Source organism: Geomonas edaphica, from assembly GCF_004917075.1.
GTDB lineage: Bacteria > Desulfobacterota > Desulfuromonadia > Geobacterales > Geobacteraceae > Geomonas > Geomonas edaphica.
In genome coordinates this window covers 616,487-632,772 of sequence record NZ_SSYB01000001.1, presented here as the reverse complement: position 1 = coordinate 632,772, position 16,286 = coordinate 616,487, and the positions used below count along the sequence as shown (strand labels likewise).

The window sequence follows — 16,286 nt, the reverse complement described above, 5'->3', positions numbered from 1 at the left end:
CTACGGTGAACGCGCTAAGGGCTCTGCAGATGACAGTCTCAAAACTTATATTCTTATACGTGTCCCCTTTTTGTGGTGCGGTACTGCTCCATAAAGTGTCATCACCCAAACGAATTGTGTAAGGTGTGGCGCTAAGATGACTGGTGATGAAATCAGCTGCCAAATTTGTGGCACAGAACTTGGTTAGAGGGCTTCGCTTTGCGGCCTCCATACGGGTGTGAGGGTCAGGTTTTTATTCTTGATTAATCTTTGACGATCAGGACAATAATTTCGGCCAAGAAGGAGTAAGTGGAGCAAGAGTAAAGACCTGCCCCCCATGTACCTAAAACGAGAAAACTGTTTTGAGTGAGTGTAACTACTATTAGAAGTGAAAGAGGAGAGAAAATGAAAAAAATGATTTTGTTGCTTGTTGTATCTGCCTGGCTGTCCGGTTGCGCATTGACAACAGATAAGATTAATCTGTCTTACGTCCCTCAGGTTGGTGTGTCTGAGATCCAAGGTGCGAAAGATGTCGTAGTAGACGTCAATATCAATGATCAGCGACAAGACAAAAGCAACAAAGTCAGTTGCAAAAAGAATGGATTTGGAATGGAGATGGCGCCCATTCTCGCAAATGAGGACGTAGCCATAACTCTCAGAAGGGCCATTGAACAAGAGTTACAATCGCGTGGATTTAAGGTCGGTAGCCAAGCACTTGTATCGATAACTGCTGATTTGACTAGGTTCTGGAATGATCACAAATCAGGCTTCTTTGCTGGAGACTCCGTTGCCGATCTGAACATGAGCATTTTAGTGAAAAACAAGAATGGAAACATTCTTTATTCACGTCAAATAGTAACGCAAGGAATCGAACCAAACATCCAACTCATGACGGGTGAAAATGCTCGATTGGCCTTAGATAAGGCATTAGCTAATGGAATGAAACTTTTATTCGATGATTCTGCTTTCATCACAGCATTGATTGAGGTTTCGAAAAAAACCGCATCTTAAAAACAAAAGAAACGGGTATTCAACTTTTGGCCTTACCAGGCCGCCGAAAAAGGCAGGCGGGGAAAAGCGGGGGCAGGCCAGACTTTTGGGCTTTGAGCAGGATTGGATCGTTCGAATGGGCTAAACGGGGTCTGCTGCTTCGCTGAACGCCCAGGAGAGATACTTATTGCCGTTTTTCTTGTTACCCTTGCCCTTTGTCTTATCATTGCTAGTCCAGCGTGAGGAGACAAGGCGACAGTATGAGGCGTAGTTGCCAACGTTTTGGAATCGCTCAACAGGACCTGTCTCGAGCATGATGGTTAACCCGAGAATCTTCCCGATGCCAGGAACTGAAAGTAGCTCTTGATATCCATCGTTGAGCTCAAGCTTCCTGTCGACGAAAGTTTCGATGCTGCGGATCTGCCGAGTCAAGAAGTCGATTGACTCCTTGCTGACTTTGCCTGCAAGAGCAAGATCCTCATTGCCGGCCAAAAGCGGAGAGACACGGTCCTCACGAATCCGCTTGATATCCCGACTTTTCATCGTGATTCCGCAATTGCGGGTAATGATGTTCTGAAGGCTTATGAGCATCGAAGTCCTCAAAGCTACGAGGTGGCGCCGTTTCCTGAGCAGGTCTCGGATCGGACGCTCTTCCTTCGGATAAATGTAGCCCTCTGGAAGAATGTCAAGTCGCAGCATCTCTGCCAGCCAAAAGGCATCAGGCCGTCCACCAGCCAGTACCAGTTATACGTGGATTCGACGACAACTCGCTTGTTGAATGTAGATCGATACCAGAGTACAGTTTCATTTGGCACCTCCTGAGGTTACGAGATTGGCGTCTCTGTAACAGCATATCAGGAAGTTTGTTCGCCTCTTGTTATGCCAGGAGGTGCCTTTAGATGATTATCAGGTCTTTATTCTTGATTGATCTTTGACGATCGAACAAATATTTAGGCCAAGAAGAAGTAAACAGAGCAAGAATAAAAACCGCCCCCCTGTTTGGGAGAGGAATTGGTTGCTTCAACAGAAGGCAGGGGGGGCGTTGTTAATATATTTACATTTGGTGGCGTAAGTAGAGCAAAAATGAAAATATTAACAACGTCCCTTTGCTGTCCTTTGCTGTCACTGTCGGGAGTTGATCTCACCGCCTTGGTGAGCAAACAGGCGGCATTACCGAATGGGTAACAATAACAACGCAACGGTTAGAGACGGACGGCTCCGCCGCCGCTCACCCACCAACCATTGGCAATGGAATAAAATGATAGCAGTGTACGCAAGTCTGACCATTATTGTGCTTTGTATATTTCTGCCTCCGTTGTTTGATTCCATTTTCGGAAAGAACAAGGAGCAGAACTGGAATAAGTCCATTGGTGGTTACGCTTTGGTGGCAATATTAGGTGGTGTAGTGCCTGTATTAGTCGGTGGTAGTCTTTATTGGGACTGGTTTTTTGTAGTAATAGGGATTGCTATCGCAGTATTAGTCACACCTATCAGATTTATTGGGACTTTTTTAGTCCTGCTCCTCTTGAAGGTAATCCTACCAGTGCTAGTTCTCTGGGAGATGGCAAGATACAATGTGAAAGAACCTGTAAAGATGCTCTTAGACAGCACAGAGTTTACCGACGTCCTAAGGCTCCTGGCGCCGATGTTGTTGGGTCTCGCTACGTTCTATGTCGTGCGAACGATGAGACAGAAATTCAGCGGATAAGAGCGATCCAGCATCGACGTGGACTAACACCTGCCGCGCATGGGCTAGAGGGGGCGTGCTTGGGTTCCTTGAGTTACCTCGTTTCCGCCCAGTCCTCAGCAAGGAGAGCTTTTATTATGGCGAGAAACAAACGTGTTGTTAGGATTCTGTCGGTTTTTTTACTGTCTTTATATTGCTTTGCTACAAAAACTTTTGCTTCCGAGTCAATCAAAGATTCAATAAAAAGAAGTGGCTTGCATCCTGTTGGAACACCAACGGTTACAACCATGATCTTACCCCCGCTCAACGTCTTTCCATGGAAACTGACAGTGAACGCTTGTGGAAAAGACGGTTACGATCTGCGGCCATACGTAGGCAAGAAAGTGAAATTTATACAACAGCCTGTAAAAGAGAAGTATGCGGGAAAACCCATCCTTCTGACGATCCTCGGAAAAGACAAGAACTGCATCTGCGCCTATGGCGTCGTTCCTGAATTAGTTCCTGGAATCGTTTCACTTTCTAATCTATGAGGCACCTTGAAATCGCGACTTTGCCAGTTGCCTAGTGCAGACGTGCTTGAGTTCCTCGGGCATGAGGAAGAATGGAAATATTCTTTATTCACGTCAAATAGTAACGCAAGGAATCGAGCCAAACATTCAACTCATGACAGGTGAAAATGCTCGATTGGCCTTAGATAAGGCATTGGCTAATGGAATGAAGCTTTTATTCGATGATTCTGCTTTCATCACAGCATTGATTGAGGTCACGAAAAAAACCGCATCTTAAAAACAAAAGAAACGGATGTTCAACTTTCGGCTCGACCAGGCCGCCGAAAAAGGCAGGCCGGGAAAGGCGGGATCATCCCAGACTTTTGGACTTTTGAGCAGAATTGGATCGTTCGAATGTTGAGCCCGCCTACCAGTGATGAGCAGATTCGAATTCGGGAGAAGGGAGAGAGACGATGAACACCATCGACACCATTCTGAGTCGATACCCGTTCATTCTTGGTGAGGGGGCCGTAATCGAGCGTCTGCGCCGCATGGAGGGCGTTGAGCTCGATCCCTTTGTCGTGAACTCGGCTTTCATCTACGATGATGAAAAGCGGAGGGCGCTGGAGGGGATTTGCCGGGAGTACCTCGACATCGGCTGCCAAGCCGGACTGCCTCTCCTCATGTCTACTCCGACATGGCGGGCGAGCAGGGAACGGATCGCCGCGGCAGGCCTTGAGGGCACCGACCTTAACGGCGACAACGCGGCCTTTCTGGAAGGCTTGAGACAGAGCTACCAGGGATACGCCGACAAGATTCTCATCTGCGGGTTGATGAGTTGTAAAGGTGACGCCTACCGTCCTGATGAGGCTCTCCCGGTAAACCAGGCGGCGGAATATCATGCGTGGCAGGCGGAAAAGCTCGCGGCGACGAAGGTGGACTTTCTCTTGGCAGCTACGCTGCCCGCTCTGAGTGAAGCAACTGGCCTTGCCTTGTCCTTGGCGAAGACAGGAAAACCCTACATAGTGAGTTTCGTGGTCCGACCGACCGGCACCCTTCTCGATGGAACGCCGCTTAAGGAGGCCATCGCTGCAATCGACGCCGTAGCCGACCCCAAACCGCTCGCGTTCATGATCAATTGCACACATGTCACCTTTGCCAGAGCTGCGTTACTCCACGAAACCAATTCGTCTGCGGACGTTCGCCGGCGCATCATCGGCCTTCTCGCAAATACCGCAGCTCTCAGCCCGGAAGACCTGGACAACAGCACTTCTCTCGTGGAAGAGGCCCCGGAGGCATTTGGGGCATCGGTGGCCGCCATGGGCACGGAGCTCGGGCTCAAGATCCTTGGCGGGTGCTGCGGTACGGATGGCCGCCACCTGTCTGCTCTGGCCGCACGCCTGCAGTCTCCCACGTCCTGGTCCTGATATCTAATACTGCTGATCGGGGAGCGATGCATGTGATTCAGAAACGACGAATCCGTTTTCAGAAACGACGGATTCATTTTCAGAAATGACGAATCCGTTTCAGAAACGACGGATCCATTTTCAGAAATGACGAATCCGTTTCAGAAACGACGGATCTATTTTCAGAAATGACGAATCCGTTTCAGAAACGACGGATCCATTTTCAGAAATGACGAATCCATTTCAGAAATGACGAATCCGTTAATGACGAATCCGTTTCAGAAATGACGGTCTGAAACAAGTTCATGGATGTCGACAGGAGGTTGTGATCTACCAATTGGTTTGAGAGGTTGACGTAACCAAGGTGATGGGTGCTTCCGACTTGAAGGTGATGCCTGCACGCCCCCTCCGAGCGGAGGAGGGGCGTGCAGGAAGTTGTCACACGGGTGGTAAGATGATCATGTTCGACCAAGGCCCTACCTCATTGCCTCTTTTACACCTTAGCTTCAAATAGTTGGTCCGCGTTCTGTTTAATCCCTTGAGATACATCTTTTGGCAGGTAGTAGACCACATCAACAGACTCCAATTAGCTTCTACGCCTGGTTCTCCTGTACAGAACCATATCTCGTGGCCCTTTGAACCTGGCAGCTTGGTAAATGAGCAGTAGGGCTGCCCACCTTTGTCGTAAAATATCCTCAGATCTTTGGCCGCAGCCAATGCCGCACCGGCGGTCGAGGATTTTTGATGTGAATCCTCTGGCTTTTCATATACGCTGGGGTCAACGACACTTAAAGCTTTACGGACTCCCTGGATAACCGAGATTGCTTGCTCCAAATCGCGACGAGCCTCTTCGCACTCCTTTACCTTCTCCGGGTCTCCTTTGTAAAAGCCTGTGACGCTCTTCTCGAAACGTTCATGCAACACATCGTAACTTTCAGGGGTCAGGAGGAGTGACACCAGGTAGTCACGAACCTCGGTCGTGAATCCCTGACGCACCTCCTCCGACTTCGCTACCATCTCCGGATGCGGAATGTTGTTGTTGTGGGCCATTACCGACCTCCTTCTTGAAATGGTTGATTTTGTTGGAACGGCCTAACCTTAGCATTCTTTCCCTGCTCCGCAAGAATCCCCTGTCAACGCTGATGCTCCGCGTCCCGCAGTTGCTTGACAAACCTCTTTGAATCCCCAAACTTAGATGGCTTTAAAAAAATATGGTGACGAGCGCCGCTTCGTAAGGATGGAAGGGCGCACGACCGATATCAACGCCATTGCCTCACGAGGAAGCCTATGGACAACCTGCTTGCTGCTCGCGCCCTTATGGGCGCTTCGCTCGCCTTCCACATCGTTTATGCGACCATCGGTATCGGCCTGCCGCTTATGCTCATGCTGGCCGAGGGGCTGGCGCTTAAAACCGTCGACGATACGTGGCATCTCCTCGCCAGACGCTGGATCAGACCCGCCGGAGTGCTCTTCGCCATCGGCGCGGTTTCCGGGACCATCCTCTCTTTCGAACTCGGACTTCTCTGGCCGCAGTTCATGGCCTTCAGCGGACCGATGATCGGGCTGGCATTCTCCATGGAGGGGTTCGCCTTCTTCACCGAGGCGATCTTTCTCGCCCTGTATATCTACGGAGAAGAGCGGCTTTCCAGGCGCGCGCTGTTTCTTTGCACCATCCCCCTTACACTCGCCTCGGCGGTATCGGCTGTTTTCGTCATCAGCGCCAACGGTTGGATGAACACCCCTGCCGGATTCCAGATGATCGACGGCGCCCCGGCAAACGTCCAGCCGATGCGCGCCTTCTTCAACCAGGCCTGGCTGCACCAGGCTGTCCATGGCACCCTGGCCGCTTACGTTGCGACCGCCTTTGCCGTTGCCGGATTTTACGCGGTGGCGCTGTTGAAGGGGAGGGGAGAGGCGGATGGAAAAAAAGCACTCTCCCTTTCTCTTGCCGTCGCCCTGGTGGCTGCCCCGCTCATGCTGGTCACCGGCGACTGGGCTGCTGATGCCGTAGCGGAGCACCAGACCGCGAAACTGGCCGCCATGGAGGCGCACTTCAAGACCTCGGCGGCTGCTCCGCTCATCATCGGTGGGTGGCCCGATCCGGAAACGGGAACGGTGTCCTACGGGATCAAGATCCCGAAGCTGTTGAGCATTCTCGCACACCACGACCCAGATGCCGTTGTGCAGGGACTCGACGCCTTCCCGCAGGGGACGACCCCGGACCCCCGCCTCGTGCATCCGTTTTTCGACCTGATGGTTGGCTCGTTCTTCGTCATGGCGCTCGCCCTGATCTGCTACTGGTGGCCGCGCTGGAGAAAGAAAGAGACGGAGCCCGGACGTGCCCAGCTAAAATGCATCGCTTTTGCCGCCCCCTTCGGCATCATCGCGCTTGAAAGCGGCTGGATGGTCACCGAATTCGGTAGGCAGCCGTGGGTAGTTATGGGATACCTGCGCACCTCGCAGGCGGTCACCCCGAACGACGGGCTCTTACTGGTGTTCGCCACCTTCCTCTTCGTCTACCTTGCCCTTACCGTTGGGATCATGAGGTTGTTGCTGGAGCGAAAGCATGAAGATACGGGCGGGGAGGTGACACATGGCTGATCCGGTAACCCTCGCCGCGCTGGTTCTGGTGGTCGCCCTCATCTTATACACCCTGTTTGGAGGTGCAGATTTCGGCGGGGGGATTTGGACTGCGCTCGCCTTCGGTCCCCGTAGGCGTGAGCAGCGCGAGGCGCTTTTCAACGCGATAGGTCCCGTATGGGAGACGAACCACGTGTGGCTCATCTTCATCGTGGTGACGCTCTTCACCGCGTTCCCATCAGGATTTGCCGCACTGTTCATCGCGCTCATGCCGCCACTCGTGCTCGCCCTGATCGGCATAAACTTCCGGGGGGCGGCCTTCGCCTTTCGCCATTACGGCCGGGAGACCGGGCGGGAGGTCCCGCTTAGCGCGACAGTCTTCGAAATCGCCAGCGTGCTTACCCCCTTCACTTTGGGGATGGCTGTTTCCGCCACTGCTGCCGGCACCATCACCATCAATTACGGCATCACGGCGACGGGTACCGCAGTTTGGCTCACTCCGTTCACCATCATGGGCGGGGTGATCGGGCTTGCTATATGCGCCTATCTCGCCCCTGTCTACATGACCGTGCGGGTGGCACCGCCACTTCAGGACGATTTCAGGGACGCCGCTATCGCGGCGGGTGTCGCACTGGGCGTCGCCACTGCCTTGATGATTCCGCTCTCCCTGCGTTACGCCCCCCGCTTCAGCCAAAGGCTTCTTGAATCATGGCCCATGCTTTTCGTCGTGCTTGCCGTATTTGCCGGAGTGGGAACGCAGCTTTTGTTGCTATGGCGCCGCTTCAAGGTAGCGCAGCTTTGCGCGGGAGCCACCGTCGTCCTCACCGTGACGGGGTTTGCCGCCGCGCTGGCTCCGGATCTCATCGTGGGCGAGATGTCTCTCGAGGCCGCGGCGGCACCCCTTTCATCACTGGTGGCTTACCTAGCGATTCTGCCTTTCGGTGCGTTGATATTGATCCCTTCCCTCGTTTTTCTCTATTGGACCTTCCGGGGGGAGCCATCCTCGACGCTTCCTCCTGCCGGATCAGAAAACGGATCACCTGAAAAGATGTGAAAAAACTAATCATGGTGGTAAGCTGGACTGGGCATTAGCTCCAATTCACCGAACAAAGGAGTCCACCATGAAAAAGTTACTTCTGGTCGTTACGGCAATGTCCTTGGCTCTCGCCTCCGGGTGTGAGACCAGGGGGGGGAGTGCGGTCGGCGGTGCCCTGGGTGGGGCCGCGGTCGGGGTCGGTGCATACGAGTACAGCGCGCATCGGCAGATGAAGCAGCTTGAAGACGACTACAAGGCGGGAAGGATCGACAGGAGAGAGTACGAGATTCGCAAGAACCAGATAGAAAAGGGGTCTATTCTGCAGAAGTAGGCCCTCTGTGCAGGTTCACAATGAGCCGCCCTGTCCTGTGATGGGGCGGCTTTTTTGTGGGGTGGACACAGGCAAATCCCCCCTTCGCAAAGGGGGGAACGCGAGATCACCGTTCTCAGTAAGAAGGACACTGATTTCCTGGATCGCTTCTTCCCCGGAATTCCCGGATGAACCTTCGCAAAGGGGAAATAGCAGCAAGACGTTTCGGATTGGCATTCTAGCCTTGTTCAGTTACACTCGCTTGCCATTCTGCCGGATGTTGCCAAAGTGCACTCAGCATGTGACAATGCTTCTGGACGAACTATGAGCACCGTATCAGCTGTAGCGGCGCAATGAGCGCCACCCTGTTCGTCCCAGTTCAGGAAATGCTGTTGCCTACGGAGGAGTCGGATATGAGGACTCTGGTAGATCTCTTTCATAGCTTCGCACCACTCGGCGACAAGACGGCTCTCATCAACCGAACCGGTGTGCGCCGCTTCACCGTTTCCTACCGGGAACTGTCCGATCTCTCGCTACGGATGGCGAACCTGCTGGCGCAGCGCGGCGTTGCCCCGGGCGACCGGGTGCTGCTTTGGGGCCCCAACTCTTCCTGGTGGGGCGTCGCCTACTGGGGCATCATCATGCTTGGTGCCATCGCCGTTCCCGTCGACTTCATGTCGGACCGGGCGCGCGCCGAGTCGATCCTGGGGCTCACTAAGGCTACGCTCGTATTGCAAAGTCGCTTCAAGCCCGAGCGCCTCGACGTTCCGGATGCACTGTTTCTCGAGGATCTCCAGTACCTTCTGCAGGAGGTAGCACCGTATGCTGATGCCGTGCATCCCGACCCCGACGATATCGCGCAACTGATATACACCTCCGGTACCACCGGGAATCCGAAGGGGGTCATCCTGACCCACAGGAACCTGGTCGCCAACATGGTGCAGATAAACGAGGGGGTCCCCATCATCACCCCCGACTTCTCGTTTCTCTCGCTTTTGCCCCTCTCGCACATGTTCGAGCAGATGGGGGGATTTTTCACGCCGCTTTACCGGGGCGCCACGGTGATCTACCCGCGCACGCTGAAGCCTTCCGCCATCATGGAGGCGCTAGGCGAGGAGGACGTCTACGTCATCATGTCGGTGCCGCGCCTGATGCAGCTTCTGAAGAGCTCCATCGAGCGCGAGCTAGCCGAGAAGAAACTGGACGGCGTTTTCTCCTGGCTCGCCGGGAAGGCACAGCCGCTCTCCAAAGGCGCCCGGAAAATGCTTTTCTTCCCGGTGCACAAGAAGTTCGGCAGTAACTTCACCGTCTTCGTTTCCGGCGGAGCTCCGCTTGATCCCGACGTATTCCGCTTCTGGGATGCCATGGGCTTCACCGTCCTCGAGGGATACGGGCTATCCGAGTGCTCACCGGTTCTTTGCGTCAACACCATCGACCGCCAGGTGGCAGGTTCCGTGGGGCCGCCTTTGCCGGGCGTTGAGCTTCGACTGGACGGCAAGGAGGTCGTGGTAAAAGGCGACAACGTCTTCCCAGGGTATTACCAGAATGAAGACGCGACCCGCGCCGCCTTCACCGCAGATGGATGGTTCAAAACCGGCGACTTGGGCGAGATCACCCCGGACGGCTGGCTCACCATCAAGGGGAGGGAGAAAGAGCTCATCGTCACCGGCGGCGGGGTGAACGTCTATCCGGACGAACTGGAGGGGGTGCTTAACAAGGTTCCGGGGGTAAAGGAATCTTGCGTCATCGGCCTGGACCGTGGTTCCGGCGAGGAGGTGCACGCCGTTTTGCTGCTCGACGACAGCGGGAAAAGGCCCGAGGAGATCTTAGCCGAAGCGAACGCCAAGCTCGATTCGCTGCACCAGATCACCGGGTACACCATCTGGAACGAGCCGGAGTTCCCGAAGACGACCACGCTCAAGATCAGGAAATTCCAGGTCAAGGAGCACGTGAAAAAAGGTGCTGCCGAGGGGGGGGGCGGTGCGAGCCGGGATCACCTCGTGAACCTTCTCGCCAAGGTGACCGGCGCCGATCCGGATCAGATCAAGGAGGAGTCCCTGCTGGTCGCGGACCTTGGCCTGACCTCGATCGGACGTCTGGAACTGGTTAACTACCTGGAGCAGGAGTTCCGTCTCGACATAGAGGACTCCCAGATCGGACCGCAGACCCGAGTCTCAGAGTTGCGCCGCATCATTTCCCGTCGCGAGAAGGGAGAGCATCGCGGCCACTACCGTTTCTGGACCAACTCCGCACCGGTCCGCGCGCTGCGCATGATCGGGGACGCCCTGATAAACTACCCGCTCTACCGCCTCTTCGCGAAGCTTCAGGTGCGTGGTGCGGAGAACCTGACCAGGCTCGACGGTCCGGTGATCATCGTCGCCAACCACCTGGGCTACTTCGACCAGCCCTCGCTCATGTTCGCGCTCCCTCGGGAGATCCGCTACCGCACCGCGACAGCGGCCTGGGAGGAGTTCTTCTTCGACGATTACCGTGGCTTTGAACGTGTCTGGCGGCGGCTTGCCTACCAGTACGGCACCCTGTTTTTGAACCTTTTCCCGCTGCCCCAGACCGGCGGCTTCTCCGGTGCGGTGAAATACATGGGGAAACTGACCGACAGCGGTCTGAACACCCTGATCTTCCCGGAGGGAGGGCACTCACAGGACGGTACCATGAAGGATTTCCAGTTGGGCCTCGGGATCATCGCGAAGGAGCTCGGCATCCCGATACTCCCGGTGAAAATCATCGGCACTGACAAGATCCTTCCGCCGCACCAGGCGAGCCTGCCCCAGCGCGGCACGGTAACGGTCACCTTCGGCAAACCGCTCCATTTCCGTTTCGAGGAGCCCGCCGAGATCGTGGTCCGCGCCCAGCAGGCTGTGGCTGAACTTTGATGCAATGATGTGACGGAGGTTTTTCTTGATGAAGGTAGCCATATCCCCTGCCTATCGCCGCTATGCCCTGGGGCTTCTCCTTGCGGTGAACCTGCTCAACTACATCGACCGGCAAGTCCTTTTCGCCGTGTTCCCGCTGATCAAGGCCGACTTCGGCATAAGCGACACCGAGCTTGGTTTTCTCGGCAGCGCCTTCATGCTGAGCTATATGCTGATCGCGCCTGTCTTCGGCTGGCTTGGCGACCACTGGAACCGGGTGCGCCTCGCCTCGACCGGTTTGATCATCTGGAGCTTCGCCACCATCCTCGCCGGTTTCGCCCCCGGGTATCGTTCGCTACTCGCGGCCCGCGCCACCGTCGGGGTAGGGGAGGCGAGCTTCGGAACGGTCTCCCCCGGGCTCATTGCGGACTTTTTCGAGAAGGAGAAGCGCGGCAGCGTCCTTTCCTGGTTCTATGTCGCCATCCCGGTTGGGAGCGCCCTCGGTTACCTCATGGGTGGCGTGTTGGGGCAGCGCTTCGGCTGGCACTACGCCTTTCTCATGGTCGGTCTTCCGGGGCTTTTGGTCGCTTTGCCGCTTTGGTTTCTGCGCGCCCCGGAGCGCCGCGTCGATCCGGATACGACGGAGACTGAAAAGGGAATCGGCGCCTACCTGCAGCTCTTCCACAACCGCTCTTTTGTCACAAACACCCTGGCCATGGCGGCGATGACCTTCGCCATAGGCGGGCTCGCCCAGTGGATCCCGACCTTTTTGTTCCGCACCCACGCGTTAAACGTTGAGAAGGCGAACCTGATGTTCGGTGCGACGACCGTGGTGGCCGGCATTCTCGGCACCCTCGTCGGCGGGGTCCTCGGTGACCGCTGGCAGAAGAAAAGCAGCAAGGGGTACCTGCTTGTTTCCGGCTGGGGGTTCTTCATCGGCGCCCCCTTTGCCGCCTGGGCCATAATGGCGCCGGGCGTCCCCGCCTGCATGGCGGCTATCTTCGTCGCCGAGTTTTTCCTCTTTCTGAACACCGGACCGCTCAACACGGTGATCATCAACGTGACGAACCCCGCGGTGCGCGCCATGGCCTTCGCGGTGAACATCTTCTTCATCCATGCCCTGGGAGACGCGGTGTCGCCGTCAATCCTCGGCTGGTTCTCCGATCTATGGGGGCTTAGAAACGCGCTTTTGACCACGCCGATGGTCATGGCGCTGGCCGGCGTTTTCTGTTTCATATGCGGGAGGTTCGTGGCTGAGGATATGGCGCGCGCGGAACCGCCGGAGGTTGGGTGAGGGGGCGGCTGACGCGGATCGTATCAGCACCTTTTGCCTTTGCTGTTTTTCAGAGGTTTGACGCATTATCAAACTGCAAATCCCCCCTGTCCCCCCTTCGCAAAGGGGGGGACGCTTGGGGCAGTTCGCTGCTTCGTGGCGCCAGGGACATGGTTCTTCTGGAATTCCTGGAGTAACCTTGCAACGGGGGGAGGAATACTGGAGCGATTTATCGTGAACATCGTGTACCGCCGGACGCTTGGACGTATCTTCCTTCTTTCACTGCTCGCCGTGCAGCTTTTCGGCTGTGCGGCACCTCGAAAACCGCTCACGGGACTGGTCCCGGGGCGTAATGTAGAGACGCTGCAGTCGTCGGTCAGCATCAGCGCCTCTTCGGCAGGGCGCAGCAGCGCGGGGCGCGGGTATCTCATCTACCAGGCTCCCGACCTCTACCATTTGGCTATCCTTTCCCCCTTCGGGCAGACCATTCTCGAGGCCTTCGGCGGCAACGACCGCTTCACCTGCGTGGTCCCTTCCCGCCAGCTGGCCTACACGGGAGCCCTCTCCGAACTGCCGGAATCGAGCGCTCTGAAGAGCATCCAGCTCCTCAGGTGGGTGATGGCTCCGTCTCCCGTGCTACTTCCTGCTCCTCCGCGATACACCATGACCGACGCCGGGACGACCTATTATTTCGACCAAACAGGGATGCTCGAGAAAAAGGTCTCCGCTTCAGGAAGCGAGGCGCGCTACGAGGGTTACCAGGCGGTGGAGGGGATCGCCTTCCCTGAAACCATCACCATCCGGGATGCTTCCGGCGCCGAGGCGCGCATCGTCTTCGATGAACCGCAGTTGAACGCGCCGGTCGAGGAGGGGGCGCTGCGCCCGGATCTGACCGGCATGACTGTGCAGCCGCTGGCAGATTTCAGGGCGATGTGATCCCTCCGTGTTGACCGTGGCCGGTTCTTTGCCATAATTGAGCGTTCCTTTTTGCCTTCACTGCTCATTGAAACTTCGGTGTGTCTTTTGACGTGGGAATCGGCTGGATTTGCCGCTCATGCTGCTGGATTTGTCGGTACGTTCAAAAACAAACTTTTAATTATTTCTCTCCCTTGCTATGCTTACTGACACATGGATGATGCAAAGAAAGCAGACCGAACGCTTCCAGGCAACCTGATTCAGCTTGAACGGCAGCACATCTTTTAGGAGTCCCGTCATGACACACGCACGCCTTATCATCCTAGCGCTACTTCTTTCCTCACTTCCCGCCTGCGCCCTCTATGAAACAAAGCAGGCACCCGCAAACCAGGTAGCACAGCCGAAGGAACTCTCGGTGCCAGTGGGGAAAAACTGGAAAGTGACCGAAGAGGCGCCTGCCCTCGGCAACGAGCGTAACGAGCGTCCTTCCTTCCAGACGGAGCAGTCGGTGCAGCCTGAAGGGGTGCAGCGCCCGACGGCACCTACCGACGAGAAGGGACGAAAAATAGAAACCACGCGCTGAGGCCCGTTCGATGACGCGCCACCGGCAGGCACACCTGCCAGCGGCGCGAACGTCCACGCGGCGTTTCCCGATTTTCCTCGCAGTCCCGACACTACCTGCACCTTCAAAGGGAGACCGATGGATAGAAAAACTTACCTAAGCATCCTCGCGGCGTTAGCCACGGCTGGCGCCGTCGTTCTCATCGTGCTGCTCACCGTTCCTGTCTTGAAGCCCATCGCCTGGGCACTCATCATAGGCATCGCCACCATGCCTCACTACCATAGGCTGCTGCGCCTCTTAAACGGGCGCGAAGGGCGCTCAGCGGGACTCATGGTGCTCGCGGTCGCGGTCTGTTTCGTACTCCCCGTTACCGCACTTGTGGTGACCGCCGCCGTCCACGCCCCGGACTGGTACCAGCAGGCGGAGCAGCTTTTCGGCACTATCGCGAGGAGCGGGAGCACCGCCCTAGGCCAATTCCCCTTCGCCCAGAAGATCATGGCTCTTGTCGACCGCTTCGGTGTCGACCTGGCCGCCATCGGGGGGAAGGTCGCCGCCAGCAGCTCCGGCATCATCCTGGGACTTGCCGGAGATCTCGCGCGCAACATGATGAGCTTCCTCGGTACCCTGCTCATCGCCCTGTTCATCCTCTTCTTCGTCTACCGCGACGGCGACCGGTTCGTTTCCATCTGCATCGGCAGGCTCGCCCCTGATCCCCGTAAGGCGCAGCAATTTGCCGGCGAGGTCCGCTCCATCACCACCGCAGTGGTTGTCGGCACGGTCCTGACCTGTGCCTCGCAAGGGGTGCTTGCCGGGGTGGGGTACTGGGTGGCCGGTGTTCCCGCACCGATCTTTTTCGGAACTCTCACCGCGATCGCCGCACTGGTTCCCGTGGTCGGCACCGGGGTCATCTGGGTTCCTGTGGCGGCCTTCATAGCGCTCGGGGGCTCCTATCTCGCGGCGGCGCTTCTCGCGGCCTGGTGCATTCTCTTCGTCGGTTTTGCCGACAACGCCATTCGCCCCCTCGCCATAGGCGCCTCCAGCGACATCTCGACGCTGGCCGTCGTCCTCGGAGCCCTCTGCGGGGTGGTCAGCATGGGGCTTTTGGGGCTGATAGTCGGGCCGGTCATCTTCGCCGTTCTTTTCTCCATGTGGGACGACGCGGTTTCCGGAGTGGAAACGGCCGACCAGGGGGGGATTCCGTGATGCGGGCGCTGGTGGGGACCGACAAAGGGGGGGGACACATGGGTAGCGCCGGTCGTTTTCAACGGGTTTGCCTCGTCGCCGTCGTCTTGTTTGTCGTTGCTTTCCTGTGCGGCACCTGTTTCGCTGCGGACACGGAGCAGACCGGGGAGCGCGCGCTCCTCGCCAAGTACGGCGAGATCAAGTCGAAGCTAGACAAGAACCAGTTTGGCGCACCCATCTTCCTCGAGTCGAAAGAGGGACATGATTCGGTTCGGGTGGACATGTACGGCGTCTTCCATTTCCCCTTCGAGACGGTGCGCGACGCGCTGCAGTCTCCCTCCGCCTGGTGCGAGATCACTCCGCTGCACATCAACATCAAGGCGTGCATTTACCGCAAGGTAAAGCAGAGTGCCCAGCTCACCCTCTACAGCGGGCGCAAGTACTTCCAGCCCCCCTCCGACGCCTATCCGCTGAAGCTTGCCTTCAAAGTCGCGGCGAGCCAGCCCCAGTACCTCGAACTGAACCTCGTGGGGGACGAGGGGCCGCTCGGAACGAAGGACCACCGGATCGGGGTTCAGGCCGTTCCGCTGGACGGGCAGGGGACCTTTCTTCATTTCAGCTATACCTACAGTCACGGCACCATGGCGCGCATGGCGATTAAGACCTACTTCGCGACACTCGGGCGCGACAAGGTCGGCTTCACCATGGTGGGACAAGACGGGAAGCAGGAATACATCGAGGGGGTGCGCGGCGCGGTGGAAAGAAACACCATGCGCTACTACCTCGCGCTGCAGACCTACCTGGAAACCCTGAAGTATCCCGAGAAGGAACGCTTCGAACAGCGCCTCAGCCGCTGGTACGACCTGACCGCGAAATACCCCCGTCAGTTGAAAGAGATCGACAAACCGGCTTACCTCAACAACAAGCGCCTGGAGCGGGCCCAGCAGGAGGCCCTTCAGTCCAAAGAGGGGAACTGAGGCGGGAGCGACGCGGCATGCTTCGATGCGG

At 56.7% G+C, this 16,286-nt stretch carries 15 protein-coding genes; 13 read left to right on the top strand and 2 right to left on the bottom strand.

The genetic code is table 11. The annotated features are described in order from the left end of the window. Positions 1 to 384 precede the first annotated feature (384 nt). A complete protein-coding gene (locus E8K79_RS02655; protein ID WP_136513364.1) occupies positions 385 to 990 on the top strand; it encodes a YajG family lipoprotein in 606 nt (201 codons plus the stop codon). Between the two features lie 120 nt (positions 991 to 1,110). On the opposite strand, the gene E8K79_RS02650 is transcribed toward E8K79_RS02655, so the two are convergent. Then, positions 1,111 to 1,668, bottom strand: coding sequence for a transposase (locus tag E8K79_RS02650; RefSeq protein WP_198419764.1), 558 nt, complete (start codon positions 1,666 to 1,668; stop codon positions 1,111 to 1,113). Positions 1,669 to 2,227: 559 nt separating this feature from the next. Here E8K79_RS02650 and E8K79_RS02645 point away from each other — a divergent pair. From E8K79_RS02645 to E8K79_RS02630, 3 genes are all read left to right on the top strand, one after another. Beyond that, the gene (locus tag E8K79_RS02645) at positions 2,228 to 2,677 is read left to right on the top strand and encodes a hypothetical protein (RefSeq protein WP_136513363.1); all 450 of its coding nucleotides are present in this window, start codon (positions 2,228 to 2,230) and stop codon (positions 2,675 to 2,677) included. 116 nt (positions 2,678 to 2,793) lie between these two features. Further along, positions 2,794 to 3,186 carry a hypothetical protein gene (locus E8K79_RS02640; RefSeq protein WP_136513362.1) on the top strand — a complete coding sequence of 131 codons (393 nt, stop codon included), beginning with the start codon at positions 2,794 to 2,796 and terminating at the stop codon, positions 3,184 to 3,186. A 431-nt stretch (positions 3,187 to 3,617) separates the two neighbouring features. Next, entirely contained in the window at positions 3,618 to 4,571 is a 954-nt protein-coding gene (locus E8K79_RS02630) for a homocysteine S-methyltransferase family protein (RefSeq protein WP_136513360.1), read from the top strand. Between the two features lie 417 nt (positions 4,572 to 4,988). Here the strand turns inward: E8K79_RS02630 and E8K79_RS02625 are convergent, their stop codons facing one another. Continuing rightward, positions 4,989 to 5,600 (bottom strand): hypothetical protein, encoded by a 612-nt coding sequence (locus tag E8K79_RS02625; protein WP_136513359.1) that lies wholly within the window; start codon positions 5,598 to 5,600, stop codon positions 4,989 to 4,991. A gap of 237 nt (positions 5,601 to 5,837) precedes the next feature. Here E8K79_RS02625 and E8K79_RS02620 point away from each other — a divergent pair, with 237 nt between their 5' ends. The 9 genes from E8K79_RS02620 (at position 5,838) to E8K79_RS02580 (ending at position 16,255) form a co-directional block, all read left to right on the top strand. Next, entirely contained in the window at positions 5,838 to 7,151 is a 1,314-nt protein-coding gene (locus E8K79_RS02620; protein WP_136513358.1) for a cytochrome ubiquinol oxidase subunit I, read from the top strand. Then, positions 7,144 to 8,184 (top strand): cytochrome d ubiquinol oxidase subunit II, encoded by a 1,041-nt coding sequence (locus E8K79_RS02615; RefSeq protein ID WP_136513357.1) that lies wholly within the window; start codon positions 7,144 to 7,146, stop codon positions 8,182 to 8,184. The genes E8K79_RS02620 and E8K79_RS02615 overlap by 8 nt, the downstream gene beginning before the upstream one ends. A gap of 67 nt (positions 8,185 to 8,251) precedes the next feature. Then, the gene (locus E8K79_RS02610) at positions 8,252 to 8,497 is read left to right on the top strand and encodes a hypothetical protein (protein ID WP_136513356.1); all 246 of its coding nucleotides are present in this window, start codon (positions 8,252 to 8,254) and stop codon (positions 8,495 to 8,497) included. Between the two features lie 392 nt (positions 8,498 to 8,889). Then, a complete protein-coding gene (locus E8K79_RS02605) occupies positions 8,890 to 11,367 on the top strand; it encodes an AMP-binding protein (RefSeq protein ID WP_136513355.1) in 2,478 nt (825 codons plus the stop codon). A 28-nt stretch (positions 11,368 to 11,395) separates the two neighbouring features. After that, a complete protein-coding gene (locus tag E8K79_RS02600) occupies positions 11,396 to 12,640 on the top strand; it encodes a spinster family MFS transporter (RefSeq protein ID WP_136513354.1) in 1,245 nt (414 codons plus the stop codon). Positions 12,641 to 12,853: 213 nt separating this feature from the next. After that, entirely contained in the window at positions 12,854 to 13,555 is a 702-nt protein-coding gene (locus E8K79_RS02595) for an outer membrane lipoprotein LolB (protein WP_246043676.1), read from the top strand. Between the two features lie 277 nt (positions 13,556 to 13,832). Further along, positions 13,833 to 14,117 carry a hypothetical protein gene (locus tag E8K79_RS02590; RefSeq protein ID WP_136513353.1) on the top strand — a complete coding sequence of 95 codons (285 nt, stop codon included), beginning with the start codon at positions 13,833 to 13,835 and terminating at the stop codon, positions 14,115 to 14,117. Between the two features lie 117 nt (positions 14,118 to 14,234). Then, a complete protein-coding gene (locus E8K79_RS02585) occupies positions 14,235 to 15,299 on the top strand; it encodes an AI-2E family transporter (RefSeq protein WP_136513352.1) in 1,065 nt (354 codons plus the stop codon). After that, complete coding sequence (locus E8K79_RS02580) at positions 15,299 to 16,255, top strand: hypothetical protein (RefSeq protein WP_246043745.1); 957 nt, start codon at positions 15,299 to 15,301, stop codon at positions 16,253 to 16,255. Before E8K79_RS02585 ends, E8K79_RS02580 begins: the two co-directional genes overlap by 1 nt. The last annotated feature ends 31 nt before the right edge of the window (positions 16,256 to 16,286 follow it).

What these genes read in the sequence shown, in the direction of transcription:
- E8K79_RS02655 (WP_136513364.1), top strand. Translation starts at nt 385, where the DNA reads ATGAAAAAAATGATTTTGTTGCTTGTTGTATCTGCCTGGCTGTCCGGT.
- E8K79_RS02650 (WP_198419764.1), bottom strand. Translation starts at nt 1,668, where the DNA reads ATGCTGCGACTTGACATTCTTCCAGAGGGCTACATTTATCCGAAGGAA.
- E8K79_RS02645 (WP_136513363.1), top strand. Translation starts at nt 2,228, where the DNA reads ATGATAGCAGTGTACGCAAGTCTGACCATTATTGTGCTTTGTATATTT.
- E8K79_RS02640 (WP_136513362.1), top strand. Translation starts at nt 2,794, where the DNA reads ATGGCGAGAAACAAACGTGTTGTTAGGATTCTGTCGGTTTTTTTACTG.
- E8K79_RS02630 (WP_136513360.1), top strand. Translation starts at nt 3,618, where the DNA reads ATGAACACCATCGACACCATTCTGAGTCGATACCCGTTCATTCTTGGT.
- E8K79_RS02625 (WP_136513359.1), bottom strand. Translation starts at nt 5,600, where the DNA reads ATGGCCCACAACAACAACATTCCGCATCCGGAGATGGTAGCGAAGTCG.
- E8K79_RS02620 (WP_136513358.1), top strand. Translation starts at nt 5,838, where the DNA reads ATGGACAACCTGCTTGCTGCTCGCGCCCTTATGGGCGCTTCGCTCGCC.
- E8K79_RS02615 (WP_136513357.1), top strand. Translation starts at nt 7,144, where the DNA reads ATGGCTGATCCGGTAACCCTCGCCGCGCTGGTTCTGGTGGTCGCCCTC.
- E8K79_RS02610 (WP_136513356.1), top strand. Translation starts at nt 8,252, where the DNA reads ATGAAAAAGTTACTTCTGGTCGTTACGGCAATGTCCTTGGCTCTCGCC.
- E8K79_RS02605 (WP_136513355.1), top strand. Translation starts at nt 8,890, where the DNA reads ATGAGGACTCTGGTAGATCTCTTTCATAGCTTCGCACCACTCGGCGAC.
- E8K79_RS02600 (WP_136513354.1), top strand. Translation starts at nt 11,396, where the DNA reads ATGAAGGTAGCCATATCCCCTGCCTATCGCCGCTATGCCCTGGGGCTT.
- E8K79_RS02590 (WP_136513353.1), top strand. Translation starts at nt 13,833, where the DNA reads ATGACACACGCACGCCTTATCATCCTAGCGCTACTTCTTTCCTCACTT.
- E8K79_RS02585 (WP_136513352.1), top strand. Translation starts at nt 14,235, where the DNA reads ATGGATAGAAAAACTTACCTAAGCATCCTCGCGGCGTTAGCCACGGCT.
- E8K79_RS02580 (WP_246043745.1), top strand. Translation starts at nt 15,299, where the DNA reads ATGCGGGCGCTGGTGGGGACCGACAAAGGGGGGGGACACATGGGTAGC.